The organism is Microbispora sp. NPDC004025 (assembly GCF_053604425.1).
In genome coordinates this window covers 162,127-183,655 of record NZ_JBSGHN010000018.1, presented here as the reverse complement: position 1 = coordinate 183,655, position 21,529 = coordinate 162,127, and the positions used below count along the sequence as shown (strand labels likewise).

The 21,529-nt window shown below is 71.8% G+C and carries 22 protein-coding genes; 9 read left to right on the top strand and 13 right to left on the bottom strand.

The window, feature by feature from the left end:
- The first annotated feature begins 389 nt into the window (after positions 1-389).
- Positions 390-1,034, top strand: a complete 645-nt coding sequence (locus ACWEQG_RS34250; RefSeq protein WP_452291169.1) for a TenA family protein — start codon at positions 390-392, stop codon at positions 1,032-1,034.
- Here the strand turns inward: ACWEQG_RS34250 and ACWEQG_RS34245 are convergent.
- Both ACWEQG_RS34245 and ACWEQG_RS34240 read right to left on the bottom strand, forming a co-directional pair.
- Entirely contained in the window at positions 1,031-1,471 is a 441-nt protein-coding gene (locus ACWEQG_RS34245; protein WP_452291167.1) for an SRPBCC family protein, read from the bottom strand. The genes ACWEQG_RS34250 and ACWEQG_RS34245 overlap by 4 nt on opposite strands.
- Positions 1,472-1,481: 10 nt before the next feature.
- Positions 1,482-2,558: a winged helix DNA-binding domain-containing protein gene (locus ACWEQG_RS34240; protein WP_452291165.1), complete on the bottom strand. Its 1,077-nt coding sequence runs from the start codon at positions 2,556-2,558 to the stop codon at positions 1,482-1,484.
- 47 nt (positions 2,559-2,605) lie between these two features.
- Between ACWEQG_RS34240 and ACWEQG_RS34235 the strand changes: the two genes are divergently transcribed.
- The gene (locus tag ACWEQG_RS34235; RefSeq protein ID WP_452291163.1) at positions 2,606-3,769 is read left to right on the top strand and encodes a hypothetical protein; all 1,164 of its coding nucleotides are present in this window, start codon (positions 2,606-2,608) and stop codon (positions 3,767-3,769) included.
- Between the two features lie 56 nt (positions 3,770-3,825).
- A complete protein-coding gene (locus ACWEQG_RS34230; RefSeq protein ID WP_452291161.1) occupies positions 3,826-5,808 on the top strand; it encodes a phosphocholine-specific phospholipase C in 1,983 nt (660 codons plus the stop codon).
- Positions 5,809-5,828: 20 nt separating this feature from the next.
- Here ACWEQG_RS34230 and ACWEQG_RS34225 read toward each other — a convergent pair whose 3' ends face one another.
- A complete protein-coding gene (locus ACWEQG_RS34225) occupies positions 5,829-6,389 on the bottom strand; it encodes a Dps family protein (RefSeq protein ID WP_346230933.1) in 561 nt (186 codons plus the stop codon).
- A 110-nt stretch (positions 6,390-6,499) separates the two neighbouring features.
- Positions 6,500-7,882 carry an MFS transporter gene (locus ACWEQG_RS34220; protein ID WP_452291160.1) on the bottom strand — a complete coding sequence of 461 codons (1,383 nt, stop codon included), beginning with the start codon at positions 7,880-7,882 and terminating at the stop codon, positions 6,500-6,502.
- Between the two features lie 123 nt (positions 7,883-8,005).
- Between ACWEQG_RS34220 and ACWEQG_RS34215 the strand changes: the two genes are divergently transcribed.
- Positions 8,006-8,842: an alpha/beta fold hydrolase gene (locus tag ACWEQG_RS34215; RefSeq protein ID WP_363467222.1), complete on the top strand. Its 837-nt coding sequence runs from the start codon at positions 8,006-8,008 to the stop codon at positions 8,840-8,842.
- 7 nt (positions 8,843-8,849) lie between these two features.
- Here ACWEQG_RS34215 and ACWEQG_RS34210 read toward each other — a convergent pair whose 3' ends face one another.
- Genes ACWEQG_RS34210 through ACWEQG_RS34195 form a run of 4 tightly spaced genes read right to left on the bottom strand, consistent with a single transcriptional unit; the run spans position 8,850 to position 10,850 of the window.
- Positions 8,850-9,221: a hypothetical protein gene (locus tag ACWEQG_RS34210; protein WP_363467219.1), complete on the bottom strand. Its 372-nt coding sequence runs from the start codon at positions 9,219-9,221 to the stop codon at positions 8,850-8,852.
- 23 nt (positions 9,222-9,244) lie between these two features.
- Positions 9,245-9,613 carry a roadblock/LC7 domain-containing protein gene (locus ACWEQG_RS34205; protein ID WP_452291158.1) on the bottom strand — a complete coding sequence of 123 codons (369 nt, stop codon included), beginning with the start codon at positions 9,611-9,613 and terminating at the stop codon, positions 9,245-9,247.
- A 38-nt stretch (positions 9,614-9,651) separates the two neighbouring features.
- On the bottom strand, positions 9,652-10,464 hold the full coding sequence (locus ACWEQG_RS34200) for a MarR family transcriptional regulator (protein WP_452291156.1): 813 nt from the start codon (positions 10,462-10,464) through the stop codon (positions 9,652-9,654).
- Between the two features lie 14 nt (positions 10,465-10,478).
- Positions 10,479-10,850 (bottom strand): roadblock/LC7 domain-containing protein, encoded by a 372-nt coding sequence (locus tag ACWEQG_RS34195; protein ID WP_363467215.1) that lies wholly within the window; start codon positions 10,848-10,850, stop codon positions 10,479-10,481.
- A 210-nt stretch (positions 10,851-11,060) separates the two neighbouring features.
- Here ACWEQG_RS34195 and ACWEQG_RS34190 point away from each other — a divergent pair, with 210 nt between their 5' ends.
- Positions 11,061-11,570, top strand: coding sequence for a DUF523 domain-containing protein (locus ACWEQG_RS34190; protein ID WP_452291154.1), 510 nt, complete (start codon positions 11,061-11,063; stop codon positions 11,568-11,570).
- Here the strand turns inward: ACWEQG_RS34190 and ACWEQG_RS34185 are convergent.
- The gene (locus ACWEQG_RS34185; RefSeq protein WP_363467209.1) at positions 11,545-12,771 is read right to left on the bottom strand and encodes a DUF4032 domain-containing protein; all 1,227 of its coding nucleotides are present in this window, start codon (positions 12,769-12,771) and stop codon (positions 11,545-11,547) included. The genes ACWEQG_RS34190 and ACWEQG_RS34185 overlap by 26 nt on opposite strands.
- A 56-nt stretch (positions 12,772-12,827) precedes the next feature.
- Between ACWEQG_RS34185 and ACWEQG_RS34180 the strand changes: the two genes are divergently transcribed.
- Positions 12,828-14,402: a DUF885 domain-containing protein gene (locus ACWEQG_RS34180; RefSeq protein WP_452291153.1), complete on the top strand. Its 1,575-nt coding sequence runs from the start codon at positions 12,828-12,830 to the stop codon at positions 14,400-14,402.
- Between the two features lie 9 nt (positions 14,403-14,411).
- On the opposite strand, the gene ACWEQG_RS34175 is transcribed toward ACWEQG_RS34180, so the two are convergent.
- Positions 14,412-15,041 carry a class II aldolase/adducin family protein gene (locus tag ACWEQG_RS34175; RefSeq protein WP_452291151.1) on the bottom strand — a complete coding sequence of 210 codons (630 nt, stop codon included), beginning with the start codon at positions 15,039-15,041 and terminating at the stop codon, positions 14,412-14,414.
- Between the two features lie 47 nt (positions 15,042-15,088).
- Here ACWEQG_RS34175 and ACWEQG_RS34170 point away from each other — a divergent pair, with 47 nt between their 5' ends.
- Positions 15,089-15,358 (top strand): 4a-hydroxytetrahydrobiopterin dehydratase, encoded by a 270-nt coding sequence (locus ACWEQG_RS34170; RefSeq protein ID WP_452291149.1) that lies wholly within the window; start codon positions 15,089-15,091, stop codon positions 15,356-15,358.
- A 4-nt stretch (positions 15,359-15,362) separates the two neighbouring features.
- On the opposite strand, the gene ACWEQG_RS34165 is transcribed toward ACWEQG_RS34170, so the two are convergent.
- Positions 15,363-15,785, bottom strand: coding sequence for a nitroreductase family deazaflavin-dependent oxidoreductase (locus tag ACWEQG_RS34165; RefSeq protein WP_452291147.1), 423 nt, complete (start codon positions 15,783-15,785; stop codon positions 15,363-15,365).
- A gap of 531 nt (positions 15,786-16,316) precedes the next feature.
- Between ACWEQG_RS34165 and ACWEQG_RS34160 the strand changes: the two genes are divergently transcribed.
- The gene (locus tag ACWEQG_RS34160) at positions 16,317-18,053 is read left to right on the top strand and encodes a DUF222 domain-containing protein (RefSeq protein WP_452291145.1); all 1,737 of its coding nucleotides are present in this window, start codon (positions 16,317-16,319) and stop codon (positions 18,051-18,053) included.
- 56 nt (positions 18,054-18,109) lie between these two features.
- Here ACWEQG_RS34160 and ACWEQG_RS34155 read toward each other — a convergent pair whose 3' ends face one another.
- Entirely contained in the window at positions 18,110-18,988 is an 879-nt protein-coding gene (locus tag ACWEQG_RS34155) for a phosphotransferase family protein (protein WP_452291143.1), read from the bottom strand.
- A gap of 10 nt (positions 18,989-18,998) precedes the next feature.
- Positions 18,999-19,841 (bottom strand): spermidine synthase, encoded by an 843-nt coding sequence (locus ACWEQG_RS34150; protein ID WP_363472787.1) that lies wholly within the window; start codon positions 19,839-19,841, stop codon positions 18,999-19,001.
- Between the two features lie 32 nt (positions 19,842-19,873).
- On the opposite strand from ACWEQG_RS34150, the gene ACWEQG_RS34145 reads away from it, so the two are divergent.
- Positions 19,874-21,529 carry a penicillin-binding transpeptidase domain-containing protein gene (locus tag ACWEQG_RS34145; RefSeq protein WP_452291141.1) on the top strand — a complete coding sequence of 552 codons (1,656 nt, stop codon included), beginning with the start codon at positions 19,874-19,876 and terminating at the stop codon, positions 21,527-21,529.

Below are 21,529 nucleotides of genomic sequence, written 5' to 3'. Positions count from 1 at the left end.
TCCGGTAGGCGCCCGCGCTGGGCGCCGCGTTGGAGACGCCGGTGAAGACGCCGCCGACCAGGGCGGCGACCCCGATGAGGGTGCCGATCACCCCGGCTCCGGTTCTGATTGTGGTTCTCAAAGCCGAGCTCCTTGCATGTCGTGCAGGACCCCTGACCGAGGGGGTTACTCCTGATCCCGCAGGGGGGGCGTTCAAGAATGCGAACGGCATTCATGAGGAGGAACAACAGGCTTCAAATTACGGACCTGTTGACCACCGGTCAACGACTTCGCCCGCCCGGGTCCGCAGGCTGCCTGGACGCTCACCCCGCTTGGGCAGGTGGAGGCGGACGCGAGTCCTTTGAGATCATCGTGAAACGTTCACGCCGGGACACGGGGAGAGATCACGAATGACCGAGGGATCGAGGACGCCGTTCAGCGAGTGGCTGCGGTCGGAGAGCGAGCCGGACTGGACGGCGGTGATCACCCACCCCTTCGCCGCGGCGATCCGTCGCGGCACCGCCGACATGCGCCGCTACCTGGAGCAGGACTTCCAGTTCGTGGACGCCTTCACGGCGCTGCTCGGCGCGGCGGTCGCCGCTGCGGACGGCTTCGAGTCACGGGTGGCCGTGGGCCGCTTCCTCGGGCAGACCGTCGCCGACACCGAGCGGGGCTACTTCCACCGCGCGCTCGCCGCTCTCGAAGGTGATCCGAACCCGCCCGCCCTGGAGCCGGTGACGGCCGAGTTCCGGGCGCTGATGGACGAGGTGCGCCGCGGCCAGGACTACGCGGGGATCCTGGCGGTGCTGTGCGTGGCGGAGTGGACCTACCTCGGCTGGGCCTCGCAGACCACCGAGCCGCCCGAGGGCTTCGTCCACCGGGAGTGGATCGAGCTGCACAGCGGGCCGGAGTTCGAGGCGTGGGTGGGCTTCCTGCGCGGCGAGCTCGACCGGCTCGGCCCCGGCCTCGACGAGAACGGGCGGGCCCGGGTGCTCGACGTCTTCCGCCGGGCGACGGCCCTGGAGCGCCGGTTCTTCGACATGGCGCTCGGCTAGGCACGCAGGGCGAGCGCGGCGAGGCGGCGCAGGGACAGACGCAGGAAGATCGCGCTCACCGGCCCGGCGACCCGCCAGCCGATCCGTCCCGCGCGGCCGAAGGGCACGTGGAGCTGCTCCTCCCAGATGATCCTGCTCCCGCCGCCGGGACGGGGGAGCACGTGGAACCGGCCGACGCCGCGCACGACACGGCCCGTGTGGCGGACCTCCACCTCGTGCGGGGGCCGCCAGCCGGTGACGTCCATCGTGTCCACGAACGACAGCGGGCCGACCCCGGTGGCCGCCGCGAGCCGGCTCCCCCTGCTGCGGCCGTCACCGGCGACCACCCATGCCCGGGTCAGCACCATCCACTCGTGGTGCCGGGGCCAGTCGGTCAGTACGGCGAACACCCGATCCGGGCTCGCCTGCGCGTCCACCGCCACCGAGAGGGTCTCCACTCCGTGGGTTCTACCCCAGGAAGGTGATGTCGTGCGTGGGGGCGTCGCCGGCCGCGAACTCCAGCAGCCGCGCGCCCTCGGCGGCCAGCGCGTCGCGGGTGGCGGCGCCCAGCGGCCCGAACGGCTCGATCTCCAGGACGGCGGTCTGCCCGGCCCGCCCGATCCGCCACAATCCGGCGACGAAACCGTCGACCAGGATGGTCGCGCGGATGATCCCGTTGACCGTGAAGACCCGCGAGCGGTGCTCCTCGGTCATCACCCGCGTCCGGTCGGCGTGCGAGAGCAGCAGGTTGTCGAACTCCCCGAGGAACCGCACCGGCGCCTCGGCGTCCGCGCCGGGCAGCGACGCCCCGGGCAGGTCGAACAGCTCCACCCCGTGCTCGTCCCGGTACGTGACCAGGTCGAGCCCTTTGACCACGGAACGCAGCCCGGTCAGGCCCGACCAGGTCTGCATGTCCTTCACCGACGCCGGCCCGAAGGCGCGCAGGTAACGCAGCACCATGTCGCCGGCGGCCGAGCCGTCGCCGAGCGGGCGGCCCAGCCACGACTCGGCGGGGACGTGCCGGGCCTGGCCCGATGAGCCCCAGACCCCGCGCGGCGGGACCTGCACCAGCGGCACGACCGCGCGTACGGCCTGGGCCAGCGCGTCGAGGCCCGGCCACCGCTCGCCGAGCAGCTCCTCCAGCTCGGCGAAGCTCAGCGGCCGCTCCTCCATCAGGGCGCGGGCGGCGCTCGCCACCTCGCCGAGGTCCACCCCGTCCAGCCGTCTGCCGTACGACGTGCGCAGCAACCGATCGAGGAGCGGCTGCATGACCGGGCGCAGGGCCAGGCAGTCGTCGGCGCTGACGAGGTGGATGGTGCCGCGCATCAACGCGATCCGTACGGCGGCGCGACCGGTGAGCAGATCGGACAGGTCCTCGTGCCGGAAGTCCAGCAGGCGGTTCCACAGGCCGACGTAGGCTGAGAGAGGAGCCTGCGACTGCATGCCCACCAGGTGCTCGATCGCGGTGAGAGCCTTCGCGTCGTGGCGGCGCAGCAGCATCTGGCGGTCGAGCAGGGCGCGGTTGAGCTCGCGGCGGGTCAGCACGCCGCAAACATAACGCCCGGCACCGACAGAACCGGGGGGTGCCGCTGATGATCACTATTGACGTCCCGCTGTGGTCCGCACGGCTGCGCGCGCTGCGCCGCGGCCGGCTGTGGAGCCGCCGCGATCTGGGACGACGGCTGACCGAAGCCGCCGGGGAGGCCGGACCTCGGCTGCCCGCGGACGCGGTCCACGCGTGGGAGGAGGGAGAGCGGCGGCCGGACGCCCGCCATGCGGAGCTGCTGTGCCGGGTGTTCGGCGTGGACGAGGCGGACCTGTTCGTCGGCGCGTCCTCGGGCACGATCCGGTGGCACCACGTCACCGGCATCCCGCTGCTGCCCGGCCTCTTCCCCGAGGAGGAGGAGGAACGCGTCGGGCGGGCCGTCGAGTGGCCGTCCCGCGCCGACACCGGCACGGTCCGCTACTTCGAGACGCTGACCGGCGCCTGTGCCGCGCCTGACGGCAGGCCCGCCGACCTCGCCGCCGCGCTGGGGCCGGTCTTCGCGGGGGTCGAGACGTTCCGCGGGGAGGCCGCGCCGCGCGTACGGCGGGCGCTGCAGACGCTCGCGACGCGGGACGCGGAGCTGATCAGCCGCATGGAGCACGAGGCGGGCGACGCGCCCGGCGCGCGGGCCTGGTCGGACCGCGCGATCCGCGAGGCGCGCGAGACCGGCGACACGCTCACCGAGGTCCTGGCACTGGTCCAGCGGGCGGAGCTGATCGACGCCGCCGAGCCGGGCGAGATCGTCGAGGCGGCCGTGGCCGCCCGTGCGCGTACGGGTGTCCCGGCCGAGGTGGGGACGCTGTCCCGGCGGCAGGAGGCCCGCGCGCACGCGCTGACGGGTGAGGTGGAGCTGTGCCACCGCTGCCTCGAAGAGTGTCTTGAGGAATGCCCGGAGGAGCGCCTGGAGGAGCCGGGCGAGACGCGGGCGGAGCTGTGCGCGGGCTGCCTGGTCGACCTCGGCCGGCCGGGCGGCGCGATCGAGCTGCTGGAGGGGGAGCCCGCGCCGGCCGCGCCCGCCTACTTCGCGGCGTACGTGCTGGCCCGCCAGGCGCACGCGTACGCGCAGGCACACGAGCGGGAACGGGCGGCCGACCTCGCGCGGCGGTCCCTCGCCCTGGCCCGCCGCGTGGGGGCCGCCCGCGCGCTGCGCGAACTGGCCCGCGTTCATCTGCCGCCGCCCGCCGGGACGCGCAGGCGCGTCCTCGTGTGACGACACGCCGCTGTTAGGTTGTGGGCGTTTCGCCTGAATCCTGTGAAGGGACGCCCATGCCGGCCGGATCCTCGCTGCCGCCTTCCCTGCTCCGGGCGCTGGCCCGTCCGGTCCCGCCGGGGAGCCTGGCCGACGTCGAGCATGTCGTCTTCGTCATGCTGGAGAACCGCTCGTTCGACCACTATTTCGGCCGGATGCGCGGGGTGCGGGGGTTCGGGGACCGCAACGCGGTGTCCACCCGGGCCTGGCGGCCGATCTTCGAGCAGGACGGCGTGCTGCCCTTCTCCGTGCGGGAGGCGGCCGAGCGGGCCGGGGCGGACCCGATGCTGCTCGACACGCACGACCACACCTGGCTCGGCACCCAGAACGCCTGGGCCATGGGCTGGAACGACGCCTGGGTGCCCAACAAGGGGCCCGGCTCGATGGCCTACTACGACCGGCTCGACCTGCCCTTCCACTACGAGCTGGCCGACACGTTCACGATCTGCGACGCCTACCACTGCTCGCTGCTGACCTCGACCACGCCCAACCGCAACTACCACGTCACGGGTCACACCGGGTACGAGCCGGGCACCCGGCAGCGCGCGCTGGACAACGTCGCGTCCGAGGGGGCGGAGGGGCATCCGGGCTACGACTGGGTCACCGTGCCCGAACTGCTGACGGGGGCCGGGCACACCTGGCAGGTGTACCAGGAGTGGGACAACTACGAGTGCAACAACCTCGAGTTCTTCCGGCCGTATATGGCCGTGATGGACCGTATCGGGCTGGGGAGCATGCGCTCCTTCTACGAGAAGGTCCGGGCGGCGGAGGACCCGGCGCCGCTGCTCGCGGAGCTGGACAGGCGGGTGGCAGCCCTGGAGCCCGCCGACCGCGACCTCTACGACCGGGCGCTGCGCCGCGCCCCCGCGGGCGGCCTCGGAGACTGGTTCGCCGCCGACGTGGCCGCCGGACGCCTGCCCGCGGTGTCGTACGTCGTGCCCTCGTTGGCCGACTGCGAGCACCCCGAGGGGTCGTCGCCCGTGGAGGGCGGGCAGGTCCTCTACCGGCTGCTCGACGCGCTGGGGTCGCATCCCGAGGTCTGGGCGCGGACCGCCCTGTTCGTCACCTATGACGAGAACGACGGTTTCTTCGACCACGTGCCGCCGCCGGTCCCGCCCGACGGCACCCCGGAGGAGTTCGCCGGCGGGCGGCCGCTGGGCCTCGGCATCCGCGTTCCCATGATCGTCGTGTCGCCGTGGAGCGTGGGCGGCAATGTCTGCTCTGAGACGTTCGACCACACCTCGACCGTGCGGTTCCTGGAGCGCCGCTTCGGGATCACGGCTCCGATCGGGGAGTGGCGGCGCCGGGTGGCGGGCGACCTCACCTCGGCGTTCGACTTCGCCACGCCGGTGGCCGCGCCTCCCGTGGCGGCCGTCGCCGCGCCGCGGCCGGTCCCGGCGGGGGACCGATGGTATCCCCGGGTCCCCGACGAGCAGCGGATGCCGGTCCAGGAGCCGGGGGTCAGGCCCGCCCGCGCGCTGCCGTACCAGCCGGACGCCGAAGCCGTCGTGCGCGCGCGGTCCGTGGAGATCACGCTGCGGAACTCCGGCACGGCCTCCGCCCACTTCATCCTGTACGGCCACCTGGGCGAGCTGGCCAAGCCGGCGCACTTCGACGTCCTCGGCACGGCCGAGGAGGTGGTCTACTTCCCCGGCCCGGGCTACGACCTGCTGGTCGTCGGGCCCAACGGGTTCCGCCGGGAGTTCCGCGGTGGAACGGCCGACCCGGTGGAGGTGACCGGCGCGATCGACGCCGGCGCCCGCGCCGTGTCGATCGCGGTGACGAACCGGAGCGCCGTCCCCGCCGAGGTGTCGTTCGCCCCGATGGCCTACGGCGGAGCGGCGCGTACGGTCCCGATCGCGCCGGGCGGCACCGCGCACGTGGAGTGGCCCGCGCCGACGGGGTGGTACGACCTGATGGTCGGCGTGACCGGGCACGACGGGTTCGCCCGGCGCCTGATGGGACACATCGAGAACGGCCGCCCGAGCGTCACGGGGTGACGCCCGGGCGGGAACGCGGGTCAGGCGCGGATGAGCGGCGTGTCCACGAGGTGCTCGGCGAGGAACCACGCCTGCAGCTCGCCCGTCCGGATGACCTCGGAGACGAGCAGGTCGTTGGTGCCGTCGTCGCCCATCTCGGCCGCACGGGAGGCGGCGTCGTGCGCCGCGACCAGGATCGTCTCGTGCGCCTCCAGGAGCCTGGAGAGCATGGCGGGCACCTCCTCCACGCCGTCCGGCGGCCGCGGGATCACGGTCATCTCGGCCACCTGACGCGGATCGCCGACCGCGACGCCGCCGAGCGTCTGGATGCGTTCGGCGATCGCGTCGATGATCGGCAGCTGCTCGCCCGCGTGCTTGTCGAGGAGCAGGTGAAGCTGGTAGAAGGTCGGCCCTCGCATGAGCCAGTGGTGCTTCTTGTACAGGTTGTAGAGGATCTGCGTGTCGGCCAGGATCTGGTTGAGCCGCTGACAGGAGTATTCGCGGGTCTCCCTCGGCATCCCGACCGGGAAGTCGCGCACCGTCCCGAACGCCTGTATCTCGGTGCCCCTCTGGTGGAGCCAGGGCTGGCTGCTCTCCCGCATCTTGGAGGAAGGGTTGACGCTCAAGGTGTCTCTCCTCGCTCGGTCGGTTTTATGTCCGATAGAGAGTCTTTCGCCAGGTATGACCTTTAAACGCCTACTTAGGGCTGGTTTCACCCTTGTGACAGAGTGACCTGCGGATTCTCCGACAGCCGGGCGGCGGTGAGCTCCGCCGTACGCCTGGCCCAGCGGCCGGTCGTCGCCAGGGCGACCGACAGCACGATCAGCCCGTACAGCGCGTTGACGCGGAATGCCGCGTGCGCGGCCGGGACGAACGCGGCGTTCGCACCGGAGACGGCGCCGGAGACCATGGACCCCGCGATGGCCACGCCGAGGGACTGGCCGACCTGCCTGCTGGTCGAGGCGACCGCCGCGGCCACCCCCGCCTGCGCGAGCGGCATCCCGGAGACCGCCGTGTTGGTGATCGGGGGGTTGAGCATGCCGAACCCGACGCCGAAGACCGCGTAGATCCCGAGCAGCAGGGGGAGGGGCGTGGTGAGGGTCACCAGGGACAGCAGCGTCCCGGCGGCCGTCAGGCACACGCCCGCGACGACGAGCGGAAAGCGCGGGCCGCGGGTGCCGACGAGCCGGCCGGAAAGCGGCCCCACGATCATCGTGATCACCGCGACCGGCAGCGTGCACAACCCCGCGGCGAGGGCGGACAGCCCGCGATTGCTCTGCAGGTAGAGCGTGTTGAGGAACAGGAAGGCCCCCAGGCCGGCGAACCCCGACACCGCCATGACGGCCGCGCCGGAGAACGGCGCGCTGCGGAAGAAGCGCATGTCGATGAGCGGTTCCGGCCTGCGCAGTTCGCAGACGACCAGCGCGGCGAGGGCCGCCGCCGCGACGGCGAAGCAGGCCGCGCTCACGGCGGCGCCCGCGGCCGGGCCCTCGATGATCCCGTACGTGAGCGTGCCGAGCAGGACGATGACCAGCACCTGCCCGACGGGGTCGAGCCTCCGGGCCGAGGGCGCCTTGGACTCGGGGACGTACCGCCAGGTCAGGAACAGCGCGAGCAGGCCGATGGGCACGTTGATCCAGAAGATCGCCCGCCAGTCCACCGTGTCGGTGAGCAGGCCGCCGGCCACCGGTCCGAGCGCCATGCTGACGCCGACCACGCCGCCCCACACGCCGATGGCCTGCGCGCGCTCCCTGCGGTCGGTGAACGTGTTCGTGATGATCGACATGGCCACCGGGTTGAGCATCGAGCCGCCCACTGCCTGGAGGATCCGGGCGGCCACCAGCCAGCCCAGGCTCGGGGCGAGGCTGCACAGCAGCGACGCGACCGTGAAGATCACCAGGCCGGTCTGGAACGTGCGGCGGCGGCCCACCCGGTCTGCCGTCGACCCGGCGAGCATGAGCAGGCTCGCGAGCGTCAGCGTGTAGGCGTCCACCGTCCACTGCAGGCCGGAGACCGGCGCGTGCAGGTCGCGTCCGAGCGCCGGCAGGGCGACGTTGACGATCGTGTTGTCGAGCGACACGATCAGCAGGCTCATGCAGCAGATGAGAAGGACGAGTATCCGCCGTCGGCGAGTCATTTGCGACACCACACCACACAACCGTACATATCCGGTCATGCATCGCTTGCGGCAGGGCAAACCGAATGTAATTCTGCTCGCATGCGTGCGACGGCGAACGGTATCGAGATCTGCTACGAGGTGTTCGGCGAGCCCGGAGGACGCCCCGTCGTCCTCATCATGGGGCTCGGGGCACAGATGATCAGCTGGCCGGAGGAGCTGATCGGGCTGCTGGTGGAGTCGGGCCACCGGGTCGTCCGGTTCGACAACCGGGACGTGGGCCTGTCCACCCACTTCACCCCGGCGGACGACTCCACGCCCCCGGCGTCGTACACGCTGGACGACATGGCCGACGACACGGCCGGCCTGATGGACGTGCTGGGCTGGGAGAGCGCCCACGTGGTGGGCGCGTCGATGGGCGGCATGATCGCGCAGACTCTCGCCATCCGCCACCCCGCCCGGGTGCGCACGCTGACCTCGATCATGTCCACGCCCGGGCCCCGGGTGGGGCGTGCGACCGAGGAGGCCATGGCGGCGCTGACGGCGCCCGCCCCGCAGGACCGCGAGGAGGCGCTCGCCCGCGCCGTCGAGACCGCGCGGGTCATCGGCTCTCCCGGCTACGAGATGGACGTCGAGCGCGTCACCCGGGTGGCCGCCGAGGCCTACGACCGGGCCTTCGACCCCGCGGGCACCACCCGGCAGTTCATCGCGATCCGGAGGTCGGGGGACCGTACGGAGGGGCTGCGCGGGCTCTCGGCGCCGGCGCTGGTGATCCACGGCGAGGACGACCCGCTGATCACGCTCGAAGGCGGGACCGCGACCGCGGACGCCATCCCCGGCGCGAAGCTGCTGACCTTCCCGGGGATGGGCCACGACCTGCCCCGCCCGCTCTGGCCGGTCATCGCGGAGGCGATCACGGAACTGACCGGGCGGGGCTGACAGGGCTTCAGATCTCGAGCTTGTCCTCGATCGCGCGGAGCTGGTGCCGGGCCATCGCGAGGTTGGCCCGGTTGCGGTCGAGGGCGAGGTAGAGGAACAAGCCCTTGCCGCCGCGGCCGGTGAGCGGCCGGATGATGTGATACTGCGTGCCCAGCGTGATGAGGATGTCCTCGATCCCGTCGTTGAGCTTGAGCGCGTCCATCGCGCGGAGCTTGGCCTTGACCACCTCGGTGTTGGCCGCGGCGGCCACCTGGAGGTCGAGGTCCTTGGAGCCGCCGAGCGTGCCCAGCGCCATCCCGCTCCCGTAGTCGGCCACCGCCGCGCCGACCGCGCCGTCGATGGTCAGCATCTCCTTCAGCGAGACGTCCATGTTCGCCATGTCTCTTCTCCTGTCCTGGGTTGTCATCCGCGTTCGACGATGGCGGCGATCTTGTTCGCCGCCCTGCGTCCCTCGATCCGGAGCAGGCCGAGATTGGCTCCCTGACCCGCGAGAACGGTGAGGACGAGCGTGGGGCCCGCGGCGTAGCACGCGGTGTGCCCCTGGGTGCCGGAGATCAGCGTCTCCTCCAGCCGCCCGATCCTGGCGAGCTCGGTCATCTTCCGGCTCAGCGACAGCAGCGCCGACGTGAGCGCCGCGGTCTGCTCGGTGTCGGCGGCCAGGTCCGTGGTCACGAGCATGCCGTCGACCGTGCAGGTGAGCGCTCCGGTGATCTCGGGCGCCCGTTCGCGCAGGACGACCAGTTCCTCGTGTACGTCGTGGCGCAGATCCACCGAGACACCCCTTCCGGCCCGCTTGAGCCACCCGATCACTACAGCGCCTCCAGCGCGTCACGCAGTCTGAGCAGCAGGTTCACGTCGGTCGCGTCGGCGTTCACCTGCGGTAGCCCCGAGCCGGTCCGCTGGGGCTCCTCCCGGGGGGCCGGCGGTTTGGGCGTGCGCTTGGGCAGCGCCGCGGTCTCGGCCGTCACCACCAGGCCGGCCGCCGCGAGCTCCCGTACGGCCAGCAGCGTGGAGTAGGCCGGGCGCCCGAGGCGGCGGGCGAGCTCGACCGGCGTGGCGGTGGAGTCGGCGGCGAGCAGCAGCTCCCACTGCAGCCGGGTGAGCAGCGCGTGCGAGCCGGGGATCCGCCGCAGGGGCGTCACCGGCCGCGCGTCCATCTCGGCCGACGGCCAGGCTCGCTCGAGGCGGGCCCGGCGCCTGGCGCACTCGCGCAGCAGCCCCGGCACGTCGAAGAACCAGTGGACCCCGAGCCAGTGGGCCTCGCCCTCCCTGAACCTGGTCCTCACCGTCTTCGACGACCCGACCAGGAAGAACGCCGCGTCGAGTGTGGCGGACAGCACGCAGAACTCCAGCTCGCCCCGGCTGAGCACCCCTCGGTCCACGAGCAGCGCGCCGCCGTCGCCGCCGGGACCGGCCTCCTGCCGCGCGTGCCGGACCCCGTTCGCGCTGATCCGGCCCGACGCGCCGAGCAGGCCCTCCACGCCGGGCGTGGCCGCGCACTCCACGTACGACACCCGGCCGTGGTCGTAGTAGACCGTGCCCTCCTTGCCCACCCGCAGTGAGCCGGTGGCCTCGTCCTGGGCGAGGCCGGTGAGCACGGCGTCGAGAGTCGGAGCGGCCACCGGTCAGGCTCCCATCAGGAGGCGACCAGCTCGTCGGTGATCGTGCGCAGCCGCCGCCGGGCCAGGGCGAGGTTCGACCGCTCCACGTCCAGGCGCAGGCACAACAGCAGCGGACCGTCGAACATCATCTCCATGGGCCGCACCAGGTGGTACGCCGTGCCCGTGGTGACGATCACGTCCTCGATCCGGAAGCCCGTCTCCTGGGACGCCAGCGCGATGCCGTCGAGCGTGGCGCGGTACGCCTCGCTGAGCCCCGCGGCCGCCCGCCCGGGATCGGGGATCCCCTTTCCGGCGACGGCCATGCCGCTGGTGTGGTCCACGAGAATGGCGCCGAGCGCCCCCGGGATCGACATGGCCTCGGAGAGGCAGTCCTCTATCCCGATCAACCCGTAACTCCTCGCCTCGCCGATACAGCGCGGCCAACACTAGAGGAGCAGGTGAACGGGCTTCCCGAGCCGAAAACGACTCGGATAAACGGATTAGTCCGGAAGAATAAGAATTCTTCCTCTCGGAATGGTAATCCCGATTTTCGTGAAATTTCCTCATGTCGCCGGGGATGGCGCACCCACCCCGGTGCGGCGGCCAGAATGGGAGGCGTGGAACGCATTCTGGTCAGCGCCTGCCTGCTCGGCAGCAGGGTGAGGTACGACGGCGAGGCGAAGACGAGCGACGACGAACTGCTGGCCCGCTGGCGCGCGGAGGGGCGGCTGGTGCGGTTCTGTCCCGAGGTCGAGGGCGGGCTGCCCATCCCCCGGCCGCCCGCCGAGATCGAGGGCGGCGCGGGCGGCGCGGCCGTCCTGGCGGGCGCGGCGCGCATCCTGACGCCGGAGGGCGACGACGTGACCCCCGCGTTCCTGTCCGGCGCGCAGCAGGCCCTCGCCGTCGCCCGGTCCTTCGGCGTACGGATCGCGATCCTCAAGGAGGGCAGCCCGTCGTGCGGGTCGCTGCGGATCTACGACGGCGGCCACCGGGGGAGGACCACCCCCGGGCAGGGCGTTACGACCGCGCTGCTGGAGCTGAACGGCGTCCGCGTCTTCGGCGAGGACCGGATCCCGGACGCCGCCCGCTATCTGGAATCGCTCACGGGGACAGGGGATCGGACGTGACGATGACGGCCTTCTCGTCGGGCTTGTGCACCAGGACGTTGTCCACGTAGGACCGCACCGCCGCCTCCAGGCCGACGTCCTTGCCGGCGGCCTCCGACATGTACCAGCGATGGTCGAGCACCTCGTGGAAGAGCTGGGCCGGCTCCAGCTTGCGCCGTAGATCGGCGGGGGTGGCGTTCACCACCGGCTGGAACACCTCGGCCAGCCAGCGGTGGGCCACGATCGCCTCGTCCTCGTGCCGCAGCCCGTTCGACACCCGGAACGAGTCGAGGTCGTTGAGCAGCCGCCTGGCCTGGTTCTCCTCCACGTCGAGGCCGGTCAGGCGCAGCAGACGGCGCTGGTGGTGCCCGGCGTCCACGACCTTGGGCCGGACGATCAGCCGGGAGGTGCCCGCCTTGCGGCGCACCATCATCTCGGCGACGTCGAAGCCGAGGGAGTTGAGCCGCCGTACGCGCTGGTCCACCCGGTGCCAGTCGACCTCCTCGATGATCTCGTCCTCGGTCAGCTCGTCCCACAGCCGGTGGTAGCGCTCGACGAGCTGCTCGGCGAAGGCCAGCGGGTCGATGGTCGGGTGGAGCAGGCCGCCCGCCTCCAGGTCGAGCATCTCGCCGTAGATGTTGACGTGCGCCACGTCGATGTCGTGTGACCGCTGGCCCTCGCTGATCGCCGGATGGAGCTCGCCGGTCTCGGCGTCGACCAGGTAGGCCGCGAAAGCCCCGGCGTCCCGGCGGAACAGCGTGTTCGACAGCGAGCAGTCGCCCCAGTAGAAGCCGGTCAGGTGGAGCCGTACGAGCAGGACCGCGAGCGCGTCGAGCAGGCGGGTCAGCGTGTCGGGCCGCACCGAGCCCGACAGCACCGCGCGGTACGGCAGCGAGAACTGCAGGTGCCGCGTGATCAGGGCGGAGTCCAGTTCGGAGCCGTCCGGGGCGGTCCGCCCGGTGACGACGGCGACCGGCTCGACGGCGGGCGCGTCGTGCCGTGCCAGGTCCCACAGCAGCTGGTACTCCCGCTTGGCGTACCGCGTGCTGATCTCCTTGATCGCGTACACCCGGCCGCTGAGCCGGGCGAAGCGCACCACGTGCCGGGAGATGCCGCGGGGCAGCGTCACCAGGTGGTGGACGGGCCACTCCTCCAGGGGGACGTCCCACGGCAGGCGGATCAGGTCGGGGTCGCTGGGGGCGCCGGTGATCTGCAGGGGCACCAATCGCTCCTTATCTGGGGGCTTCCACACAAGTGTCGCGGATAGAGTCGGGCGCTATGACGCTGGTGGACGAGTTCATCGACTGGTACCTGGCCGAGAACCCGGTCAGGGCGGCCCTCCTCGGGGCCGACGGATACGACCGCACGCTGGGCGACCTCAGCGCCGCCGCCTTCACCGCACGGGAGCGGGCGGCCGAGGAATGGCTGCGCAAGCTGTCGGAGGCGACGCCCGAGAGCCCCGAAGACGAGATCGACAGGGACCTGGTCGCCGCGCATCTGCGCGGGCAGATCGCGCAGGCCCGCTGGCCCGAGTGGCGGCGCGAACCGGCCGCCTACCTCGGGGTGATCTTCGGGTCGATGTTCACGCCGTTCCAGCAGCGCCTCAAGCCGGAGGCCGAGCTGGTCGACGCCGCCGTCGCGCGGCTGGCCGAGGTGCCCGCCGTGCTCGCCGCCTGCCAGGCCAACCTGGACCCCGATCTCGCCGCCGACCTGCTGGTCAAGCGCGGCCTCGACCAGGCCCGTACGGGACGCCGCTTCCTGACCGAGACGCTGCCCGCGCTGGTCGGCGACCCGGACCTGCGGGCGCGGCTGGCCGCGGCCGCCGAGCCCGCGGCCGACGCGTTCGACGGGCTGGTGCGCTTCCTGGAGGGCTTCGAGGCCCGCGGCACCTGGCGGATGGGCGAGGAGCTCTACTCCGCGCTGCTGCGCGAGCAGGAGATGCTCGGGTACGGCGCGGCGGAACTGCACGAGAAGGGCCGCCAGGCCTGGGCCGAGCTGGACACGCGGATGACCGAGGTCGCCGCCCGCCTCGGCTCCGGCAGCTGGCGGGAGGCGATGGAGTCGCTCATGGACGACCACCCGCCGACCCTGGAGGCGATGCGCGCCGAGTACGAGGCCGAGACGCTGCGGGCGCGCGAGTTCGTCCGCGAGCGCGGACTGGTGACCTTCCCCGAGGGGGAGGTGTGCCGGGTCGAGCCGTCGCCGGAGTTCCAGCGGCCCATCATCGCCGTGGCCAGCTACCTCGCCCCGCCGCCGCTGTCGTCCTCGCGGGACGGCGTCTTCTTCGTGCCGTACACGCCGGACGGCTTCACCGAGGAGCAGGTGCGGCAGCGGCTGCGGACCAACTCGCGCCCCCAGATGCCGTCGATCAGCGTGCACGAGGCCTACCCCGGCCACCACTGGCACCTGTCCTGGATGGCCGGCAACCCGCACCGCGCCCGCAAGATCTTCCGTACGCCCTACTTCGTGGAGGGCTGGGGGCTCTACGTCGAGAAGCTCATGCACGAGCAGGGCTACTTCGACACGCCCGAGACCGAGCTCGCCCACCTCGACTGCCGCATCTGGCGGGCCGCCCGGATCGTGGTCGACACCGCGCTGCACTGCGACGACATGTCGATCGAGCAGGCGGAGGAGTTCCTCACCACGAAGGCGTCGCTGTCGCCGGGCACCGCCGCCGGTGAGGTCAGCCGCTACTGCGCCTGGCCCACCCAGGCGCCCTCGTACCTCACGGGGGCCCTGGAGATCGAGCGGATCAGGGCCGACTACCCCGGCGACCTGCGGACCTTCCACGACACGATCGCGGGCTCCGGCGGGCTTCCGCTGGGCCTCGCCAGGAAGGTCGTGCTGGGTTAGCCGGTTTCGTCAGCCGTTGAGGGCGCGTTCGATGACGGCGGTGAGCTGGTCCTCGGTGAGCACCGAGGGCCGGCCCACGCCGAGAGCGCGGACGTAGACCTCGCACAGCCACTCCAGCAGGCGCGTCGCCTCGAACGCCTGCTCCAGGCCGCCGCCGATCGTCACCGCGCCGTGGCTGGCCATCAGGGCGGCCTGCCTGTCCCTGATCGCGGCGATCACGTTGTCCGCCAGCTCGGGCGTGCCGTACGTCGCGTACGCGGCGACCCGGACGGCGCCGCCGAGCAACAGGGCGTTGTAGTGGATCGGCGGCAGCTCGGTCATGGTCGAGGCGACCACGGTCGCGAAAACCGAGTGGGTGTGCACCACCGCGCGGGCATCGGTCGCCTTGTACAGCGCGAGATGCATCGGGGTCTCCGAGGACGGCTTGCGCTCCCCGTCCACGACCCGCCCTCCGAGGTCGACCACGGGGCAGTCCTCCGGGCGCAGCCGGTCGAGCGCCACGCCGGAAGGTGTGACGGCGACCAGATCACCGTCCCGGGCGCTCAGGTTCCCCGATGTGCCGATGACCAGGCCGAGGGCCGCCGCCCGACGGCCGTACTCGCACAGCTCACGCCGCAGCTCATCCACCCGTTCATCCACGCGGGCGAATCTACACAATCGGCGGTGTTTCGTGATGTCCTGATCTCATGTACGAGGCTTCCGAATGGCGCCGCGAGGGGGACACGATCCGCAGGACCGTGGTCGCCCGAGACTTCCGTACGGCCATCGCGATCGTGAACGACATCGCCGAACAGGCCGAGGCGCTGAACCACCATCCCGACATCGACATCCGGTGGCGGACCCTGCACCTGGCGCTGACCACCCACGACGCCGGCGGTCTGACCGACCTCGACTACAGGCTCGCCGCGCGCATCGACGCCATCGTGGCCGACCACGAGGCCGGATCGCCGCAGTAGGCGCTCATTCTCTCGCCGGGTAGAGGGCCACGACGGGGATGACGCGGGAGGTGCGTGCCTGGTAGTCGGCGAAGACCGGGACCAGCTCGGCCTGGCGGGCGTACATGCGGTCGCGCTCCTCCCCGGCCAGCGGCACCGCCGTGGCGGTGAACGTCTCGATCGCCGTCCCGTCGCCCGCCTCGACGGTCACGGTGGGATTCGCCAGCAGGTTGTGATACCAGTCAGGATGGCGCGGAGCCCCCGCGTAGGAGGCGAAGACGAGCAGCCTGTCCCCGTCACGCAGGCACGCGACGGGGTTCGTCCGGGCGGCGCCCGTTCTGGCGCCCGTGGTCGTCAGCAAGATCAGCGACTTACCCTCGAACGGCCCGCCGACCTTGCCGCCGTTCGCCCGGAACTCCTCGATGATCTTGTCATTCCACTCGGACATGCTGCGACGGCTCCTGAACCTCGATGTGTCCGCCCCGATAGCGAAGCTTCTCGGAGATCAACATAGCCAACGGGTGACGGCCTGAGCCCGCAGGAGGGGGGGTCCATGCCCTCCTGCTGCTCACGAGGAACCGGGGTGGTGTGAACCGGCGCCAGGCAATTCGCCCCAATTCTTTCAGCCTGTGATTCCACCTTATTGGCTTGCCGACTTGCCGAGCCCTTGTGCTGGCTGGAAGAATTAATACAGGTTTTCGAATTCGACTGAGGAGGTGTGATGGATCTGTTTGACTCTGATCCTGTTCCTCCTCGTCGTTCGAAAGATGGCGATGACGGCTGGTGGGATCGGCTGACCGCTGATTCTCCTTTGTGGTCGACGGAGGGTTCGCTCGCCCGCGACGACACTGTGGATAACGACGTGGCCGCTGACACCGAGAGCATGGGCGGTGACGCCGCCGATGGCTGTGCCGCCGATGACTCTGGGGCGGATACCGCTGGCGCGGGTGATCGCCGGGGCCGGTCGTCGTGGGTGCTGGTGGGTTCTGTTCGTGAGTCGGCGCAGGCGTTGGCGTTGGCGCCGGTTCCGGACGATGTGGATATCTGCCTGGCCGAGGCCGAGGACCTGATGTTCGCCCGGGATCGGATCACCTCGGCGTTGGCGGATCGGGTGGGGCGGGTGCATCGGGCGGGGCAGGCCAAGCGGCACGGGCATGCCTCCACCCGCAGCTGGCTGCGCACCACCGGCGGGATGACGGTCGCGGGAGCGGGCCGCCTGCTGACCCTGGGCATCGAGCTGGCCCGCCTGCCCCGGGTGCGGGAGATGTTCGCCGCCGGAGGATTGGCGGCGGGAGTGGCCGAGGCCATCTGCGCGGCGGTTGCCGGTCTGTCGGATGAGCAGGCCGGCTTGGCCGAGCCGATCCTTTTGGAGCTGGCGGGCAGGGCGGGTGCGGCGGAGGTGGCCAAGGCGGGCCGTTATCTGCGGGCGGTGCTGGACCCCGATGGTGAAGACCGCGATGAGCGGGCCGACTACGGGCGGCGGTTCCTGCGCGTCCGCCCGGGCAAGGGCGGCGGTCTGGAGGGGGAGTTCTACCTCCCCCGTGAGCATGCCGCCCGGTTGCAGGCGTTGCTGGACGCTTATGCCAGGCCCAGGGCGGAGGGTGATGACCGGCCGCTGCGGGTGCGTCAGGCGGATGCGTTCATGGCGTTGCTGGAGGAGAAGATCGCCGCCGAGCTCCTGGTCCTGGTCAACGCCGAATCCCTCCCCACCGACCCCACCTCCACCGACACCGCCCCCGAGCACGCTGGAAGTGCCGGCCACCCCGCGAGCGCCGACCACCCCGAGACCTCTGAGGCCTCTGAAGAGCCCGGGCCCCGCGACGTGCGGTCCGGCGATGACGCGACCGGACGCGCGCAGGCGAAGAGCAGCCAGCGCAGCGAATCGCAGCAAGAGCCACAGCACAGCGCGCCACAGCAGGGCGAGTCACAGCAGGGCGAGTCACAGCAGAGCAGCTCGCCGAAGCGGCGGGAGTCTCAGCAGAGCGCGCCACAGCAGAGGGAGTCACAGGGAAGCACTCCACAGCGGCAGGAGACGCCCTCGTGGGAGTCACGGTGGGGCGAGTGGCACTCGCCTGATCCTCCCGGAGATACCTCCGACTCTCACACCCACGCCGGGCCTCGGCCTGCGGGGGACTGCCGCCATGCGCGAGGCGTGCGGGGACCAGAGCCGGGGGCGTCACCGGGACCAGAACCGGGGGCGTCACCGGGAGCAGCGGCGGGAGGGCTGCCGGGAGGGCTGTCGGGGGCGCGGCTGGGCGCGGCGTGGGGGACGGTGTTGGGTCCACTGTTGGGTCCACTGCTGGGGACGGCGCCGGGGTTGTTGCTGGCGACCGGGCAGGTGCTGCCCATCGCCGGCGTGCACCGGCTGGCCCGCACCTCCACCCTCATGCGCCTGGTCATGGACGCCGACGGGCAGGTGCTGGACATGGGCCGCAAGGTCCGCCTGGCGACCCCGGCCCAGCGGCGGGCGATCTTCGCCCGCTACGCCACCTGCTGGATCGACGGCTGCCCCCTGCCCGCCACCAAATGCCAGATCGACCACGCCGACAACTGGAGCACCGGCGGCCTGACCGACCTCAAGCTGCTGGGCCCGGCCTGCCAGTTCCACAACCGCGACCGCTACCAACACCCCGACCACTACACCCGCCGCAAGGTCGGCACAGACCGTTGGTCCTTCACCTACCACCCGGCCCGGACCAGACGGGTGCGGGGATGACGACCACGAGGCGAGAGGGCGGATGCTGTGACCACAGCCAACCCTCCGGGATGGAGTCAGCGGTAGCCGGTCAGGCCGTCCGCCAGTTGTGCGTCGTCGCCGTCCCGCTGCGCGGACAGGGCCTGCTGCAGGGCGAAGGTGGCGCGAATCGTGGCGATGCGGGTGGTCATCGTGCTGTCCGACCAGCCGCCCAGCGCGAGCACCCGATGCAGGAAACGCGTGCCGTAGCTGGCGTCGACGGCCGCCAGGTCCTGGGCAGGATCACCGATCGCGACCTCATCCCAGTCGATCACCGCGGTGAGCACCGGCGCTCCGTCGCGGCACTCCCACAGGACGTTCTCGGCGCCGAGATCACCGTGCACCACCGCGTGGGCGATGTGAGGAAGGCGGTCGAGTGCCGCGAGTTCCTGCTCGGCTCGGTGGCGCCCCTCGCCGGACATGAGCCCGAACAGTTCGGCGCGGACGTCCGCCGCGAACCGTCGCCACCGATCCTCCTGGGGCGTCGGCAGGGCCGCTCGCACCTTCTTGCCCGCGCCGTCTGCCTCAGCGCCGATCCTGGCCAGCTCGGTCAGGAGCGTGACGTACTGCGCCGCCGCGGCCTCGGCCACCCGGGGATCGTCGAGCGCGGCGCCGTCCAGCGGGGCTCCGGGCACGCGGCTGAGAACGAGAAACGGCGGTTCGTCGGCGCCGTGCCTGCCGCCCTCCGCCAGCGGCCGAGGCGTGGCGAAGCCGAGGTCGAGCCCGGCGAGCAGGCGCAGGACAGCGGCTCTGTGCGGCAGCCGGGCGGCCGCAGCTGCGGTGCGAGGCAGGCACACGACACGGTCTGGGCCGATCACCACCTGATGGAACTGTCCGTGGCGGACGGTGAGATCGTCTGGGTCGACGCCCGGCAGCAGGCGGCCCAGCAGAGCGCGATTCGCCAGGGTGATCTCCACGAGGCGCCGGCTACTCGAACAGGCCGGGCGGGGGGACGGGGGCGAGGACGGCGTCGCCGTCGCGGATGGGAGCGGCCCCCGCGACCAGCCGGGTGAGGTCCTCGTCCGCCACGCACCGGGCCTGCGTGAGGCCGCCGGCCGCCTTCCTGGTCAGTCCCTCGATCGGCAGGTCGCCGGGCGAGGCCGCCAGGATGACGTTGCCGAACCTGCGCCCGCGCAGGATGCCGGGCTCGGCAAGCAGCGCGACGTGGGGGAAGACGCGGCTCACCGTGGAGGCGACCCGCTTGACGAAGGGCAGGCCCTTGCCGTCCGCCACGTTGATCAGCGCCGTGCCGGAGGGGCGCAGTACGCGCGCGATCTCCGCCATGTACTGGACGGTCGCCAGCTCGACCGGCATCGTCGCGCCCGAGAACGCGTCGAGCACGAACAGGTCGGCCGAGTCGTCCCCGAGGTCCGCCGTCGCAGCGCGGCCGTCCACGACCCGGACTTTCAGCCGGGGCACCGACTTGAGGCTGAGCTGGTCGCGCACGAGTTGGACCAGCGCGGCGTCCGGCTCCGCGACGATGTGCCGGGAACCGGGCCGCCGGGCGGAGACGTAGCGCGGGATCGTGCAGGCCCCGCCACCGATGTGGACGGCGTCGAGCGGGCCTTCGGGCAGGCAATCGATCACGCTCGCCATGAGCTGGGTGTAGGAGAAGTCCAGATAGGTGGGATCGGTCAGGTCCACGTACGACTGGGGGACGCCGTCCCTGATCAACATCCAGCCGTCCGGCCGGTCGAGGTCACGCAGGAGCTCCACCTCGCCGAAGGTCACCGGGTAGCGGCCTGGCAACGGTTCTCTGCTCCTTGCCACCTATGACTCCTTTCGCGTGATATGAGAACCGTATGCGGAACAGGGCCCTGCTCGCCCTCGTCATGGTCGCCGCGGCCATCTTCGTCTTCGGCGTTGTCGGACTCATTGTGTCCGGCAGGCAGGGGACGGGCTCGGACTTCGTCGCCGCGCCGCGGGGGACACTCGCACCCGCAGGCCCGCAGACGCTCCAGCTCCGCCCCGAGTCATCTCCCGAGCCGTCCCCCGCGGGCTCACCGGAAGGCTCTCCGGACGAGACGGCCGCCGCCTATTTCCAGGCCTGGGTCAAGGGCGACTACGACGCCATGCGCGACCTGGTCGACGAGCCCCCCGGCGACTTCGCGGACCAGCACCGCGCGTTCGAGGACGCCGCTCTGTCCCGCTCGCTGCGGATCGCGGTCGGCGACATGGTCCGCACCGGGGACGAGACGGCCGAGATCCCGTTCACGCAGGAGCGGGACGAGCAGGACGCCGGCACCTGGCGCTTCGACTCCAGCCTGCACCTCGCCGTACGGGACCTCACCTGGAAGGTGCTCTGGACGCCGGCCGTCCTGCATCCGGAGATCCAGCCGGGCGGCAGTCTGGTCAGGACCGCGCCGGAGGTGGGACCGCTGCAGCCGGTGACCAGGAGCGGGCGGGAGTTCCCACGCAACTCGGGCGCCGAGGCGTACCTCCAGAACCTGGTGAACCAGGGAGTGGCGCCCGCGACGGGCGTGGCCGTGGGGTGGACGCTGGAGGTAGACAATCCGGGCCTGCCGACGAAGACCGTCCTGTCCTACAAGCCGGACAAGCGGCCGGCCGGCGTACGGACCACGATCGACTACGCGACGCAGGCCGCGGCGGCCCGAGCGCTCGACGGCGTGCAGCGCGGCGCCATCGTGGCCGTGCGGTCGTCGACGGGGGAGATCCTCGCGGTCGCCGACCGGCTGGGCGGGCGGGCGGCGTTCGAGCGCAAGTACGCCCCCGGCTCGACGTTCAAGACGATCACGGCGGCGGCGCTGCTCGGCAACGGGCTGTCCCCGGACAGCACGGTGGACTGCCCGGCGGCCTACCAGATCCCGATGCACCGGTCGATCCCCAACTACCGCAACGAGAGCCACGGGACGGTGACGCTGCGGCAGGCGTTCGCGCTGTCGTGCAACACCACGTTCGCCCGGCTGACGATCGAGCGGCTGAGCGGCGACACGCTGGTCGACCAGGCCAGGGCGTTCGGCTTCGGGGTGCCGGGGGAGAGCGCCGGCACGAGCACGTGCGGCAGTCTGCGGCGGCCGGAGAACCCGGACGCGCTCGCCGAGGACTCCTTCGGTCAGGGCACGGTCGAGGCGACCCCGCTGTGCATGGCGCTGGTCGCCGCCGCCGTGGAGAGCGGCGAGTGGCGGCCGGCCCGCCCGCTGGCGGACGACGCGTCGCAGGGTGAGTTGCCGCAGAGCGTGCCCCTGCCGTCGAACGTGGCGGAGGGACTGCGTTCGCTGATGGGCGCGGTCACGGTCGACGGGACCGCCGCCGGGTCGGAGCTGCCCCAGGGGGTCGCGGGCAAGACCGGCACCGCCGAGGACTGGCAGGGCGGGCAGGACCACGCCTGGTTCATCGGTTATCGGGGTGACCTCGCCTTCGCCGTGTTCGTCGAGCACGGCGGCACCGGCCGTGGCGCCGCCGTGCCCATCGCCGCGCGGTTCCTGAGGGCCCTGTGA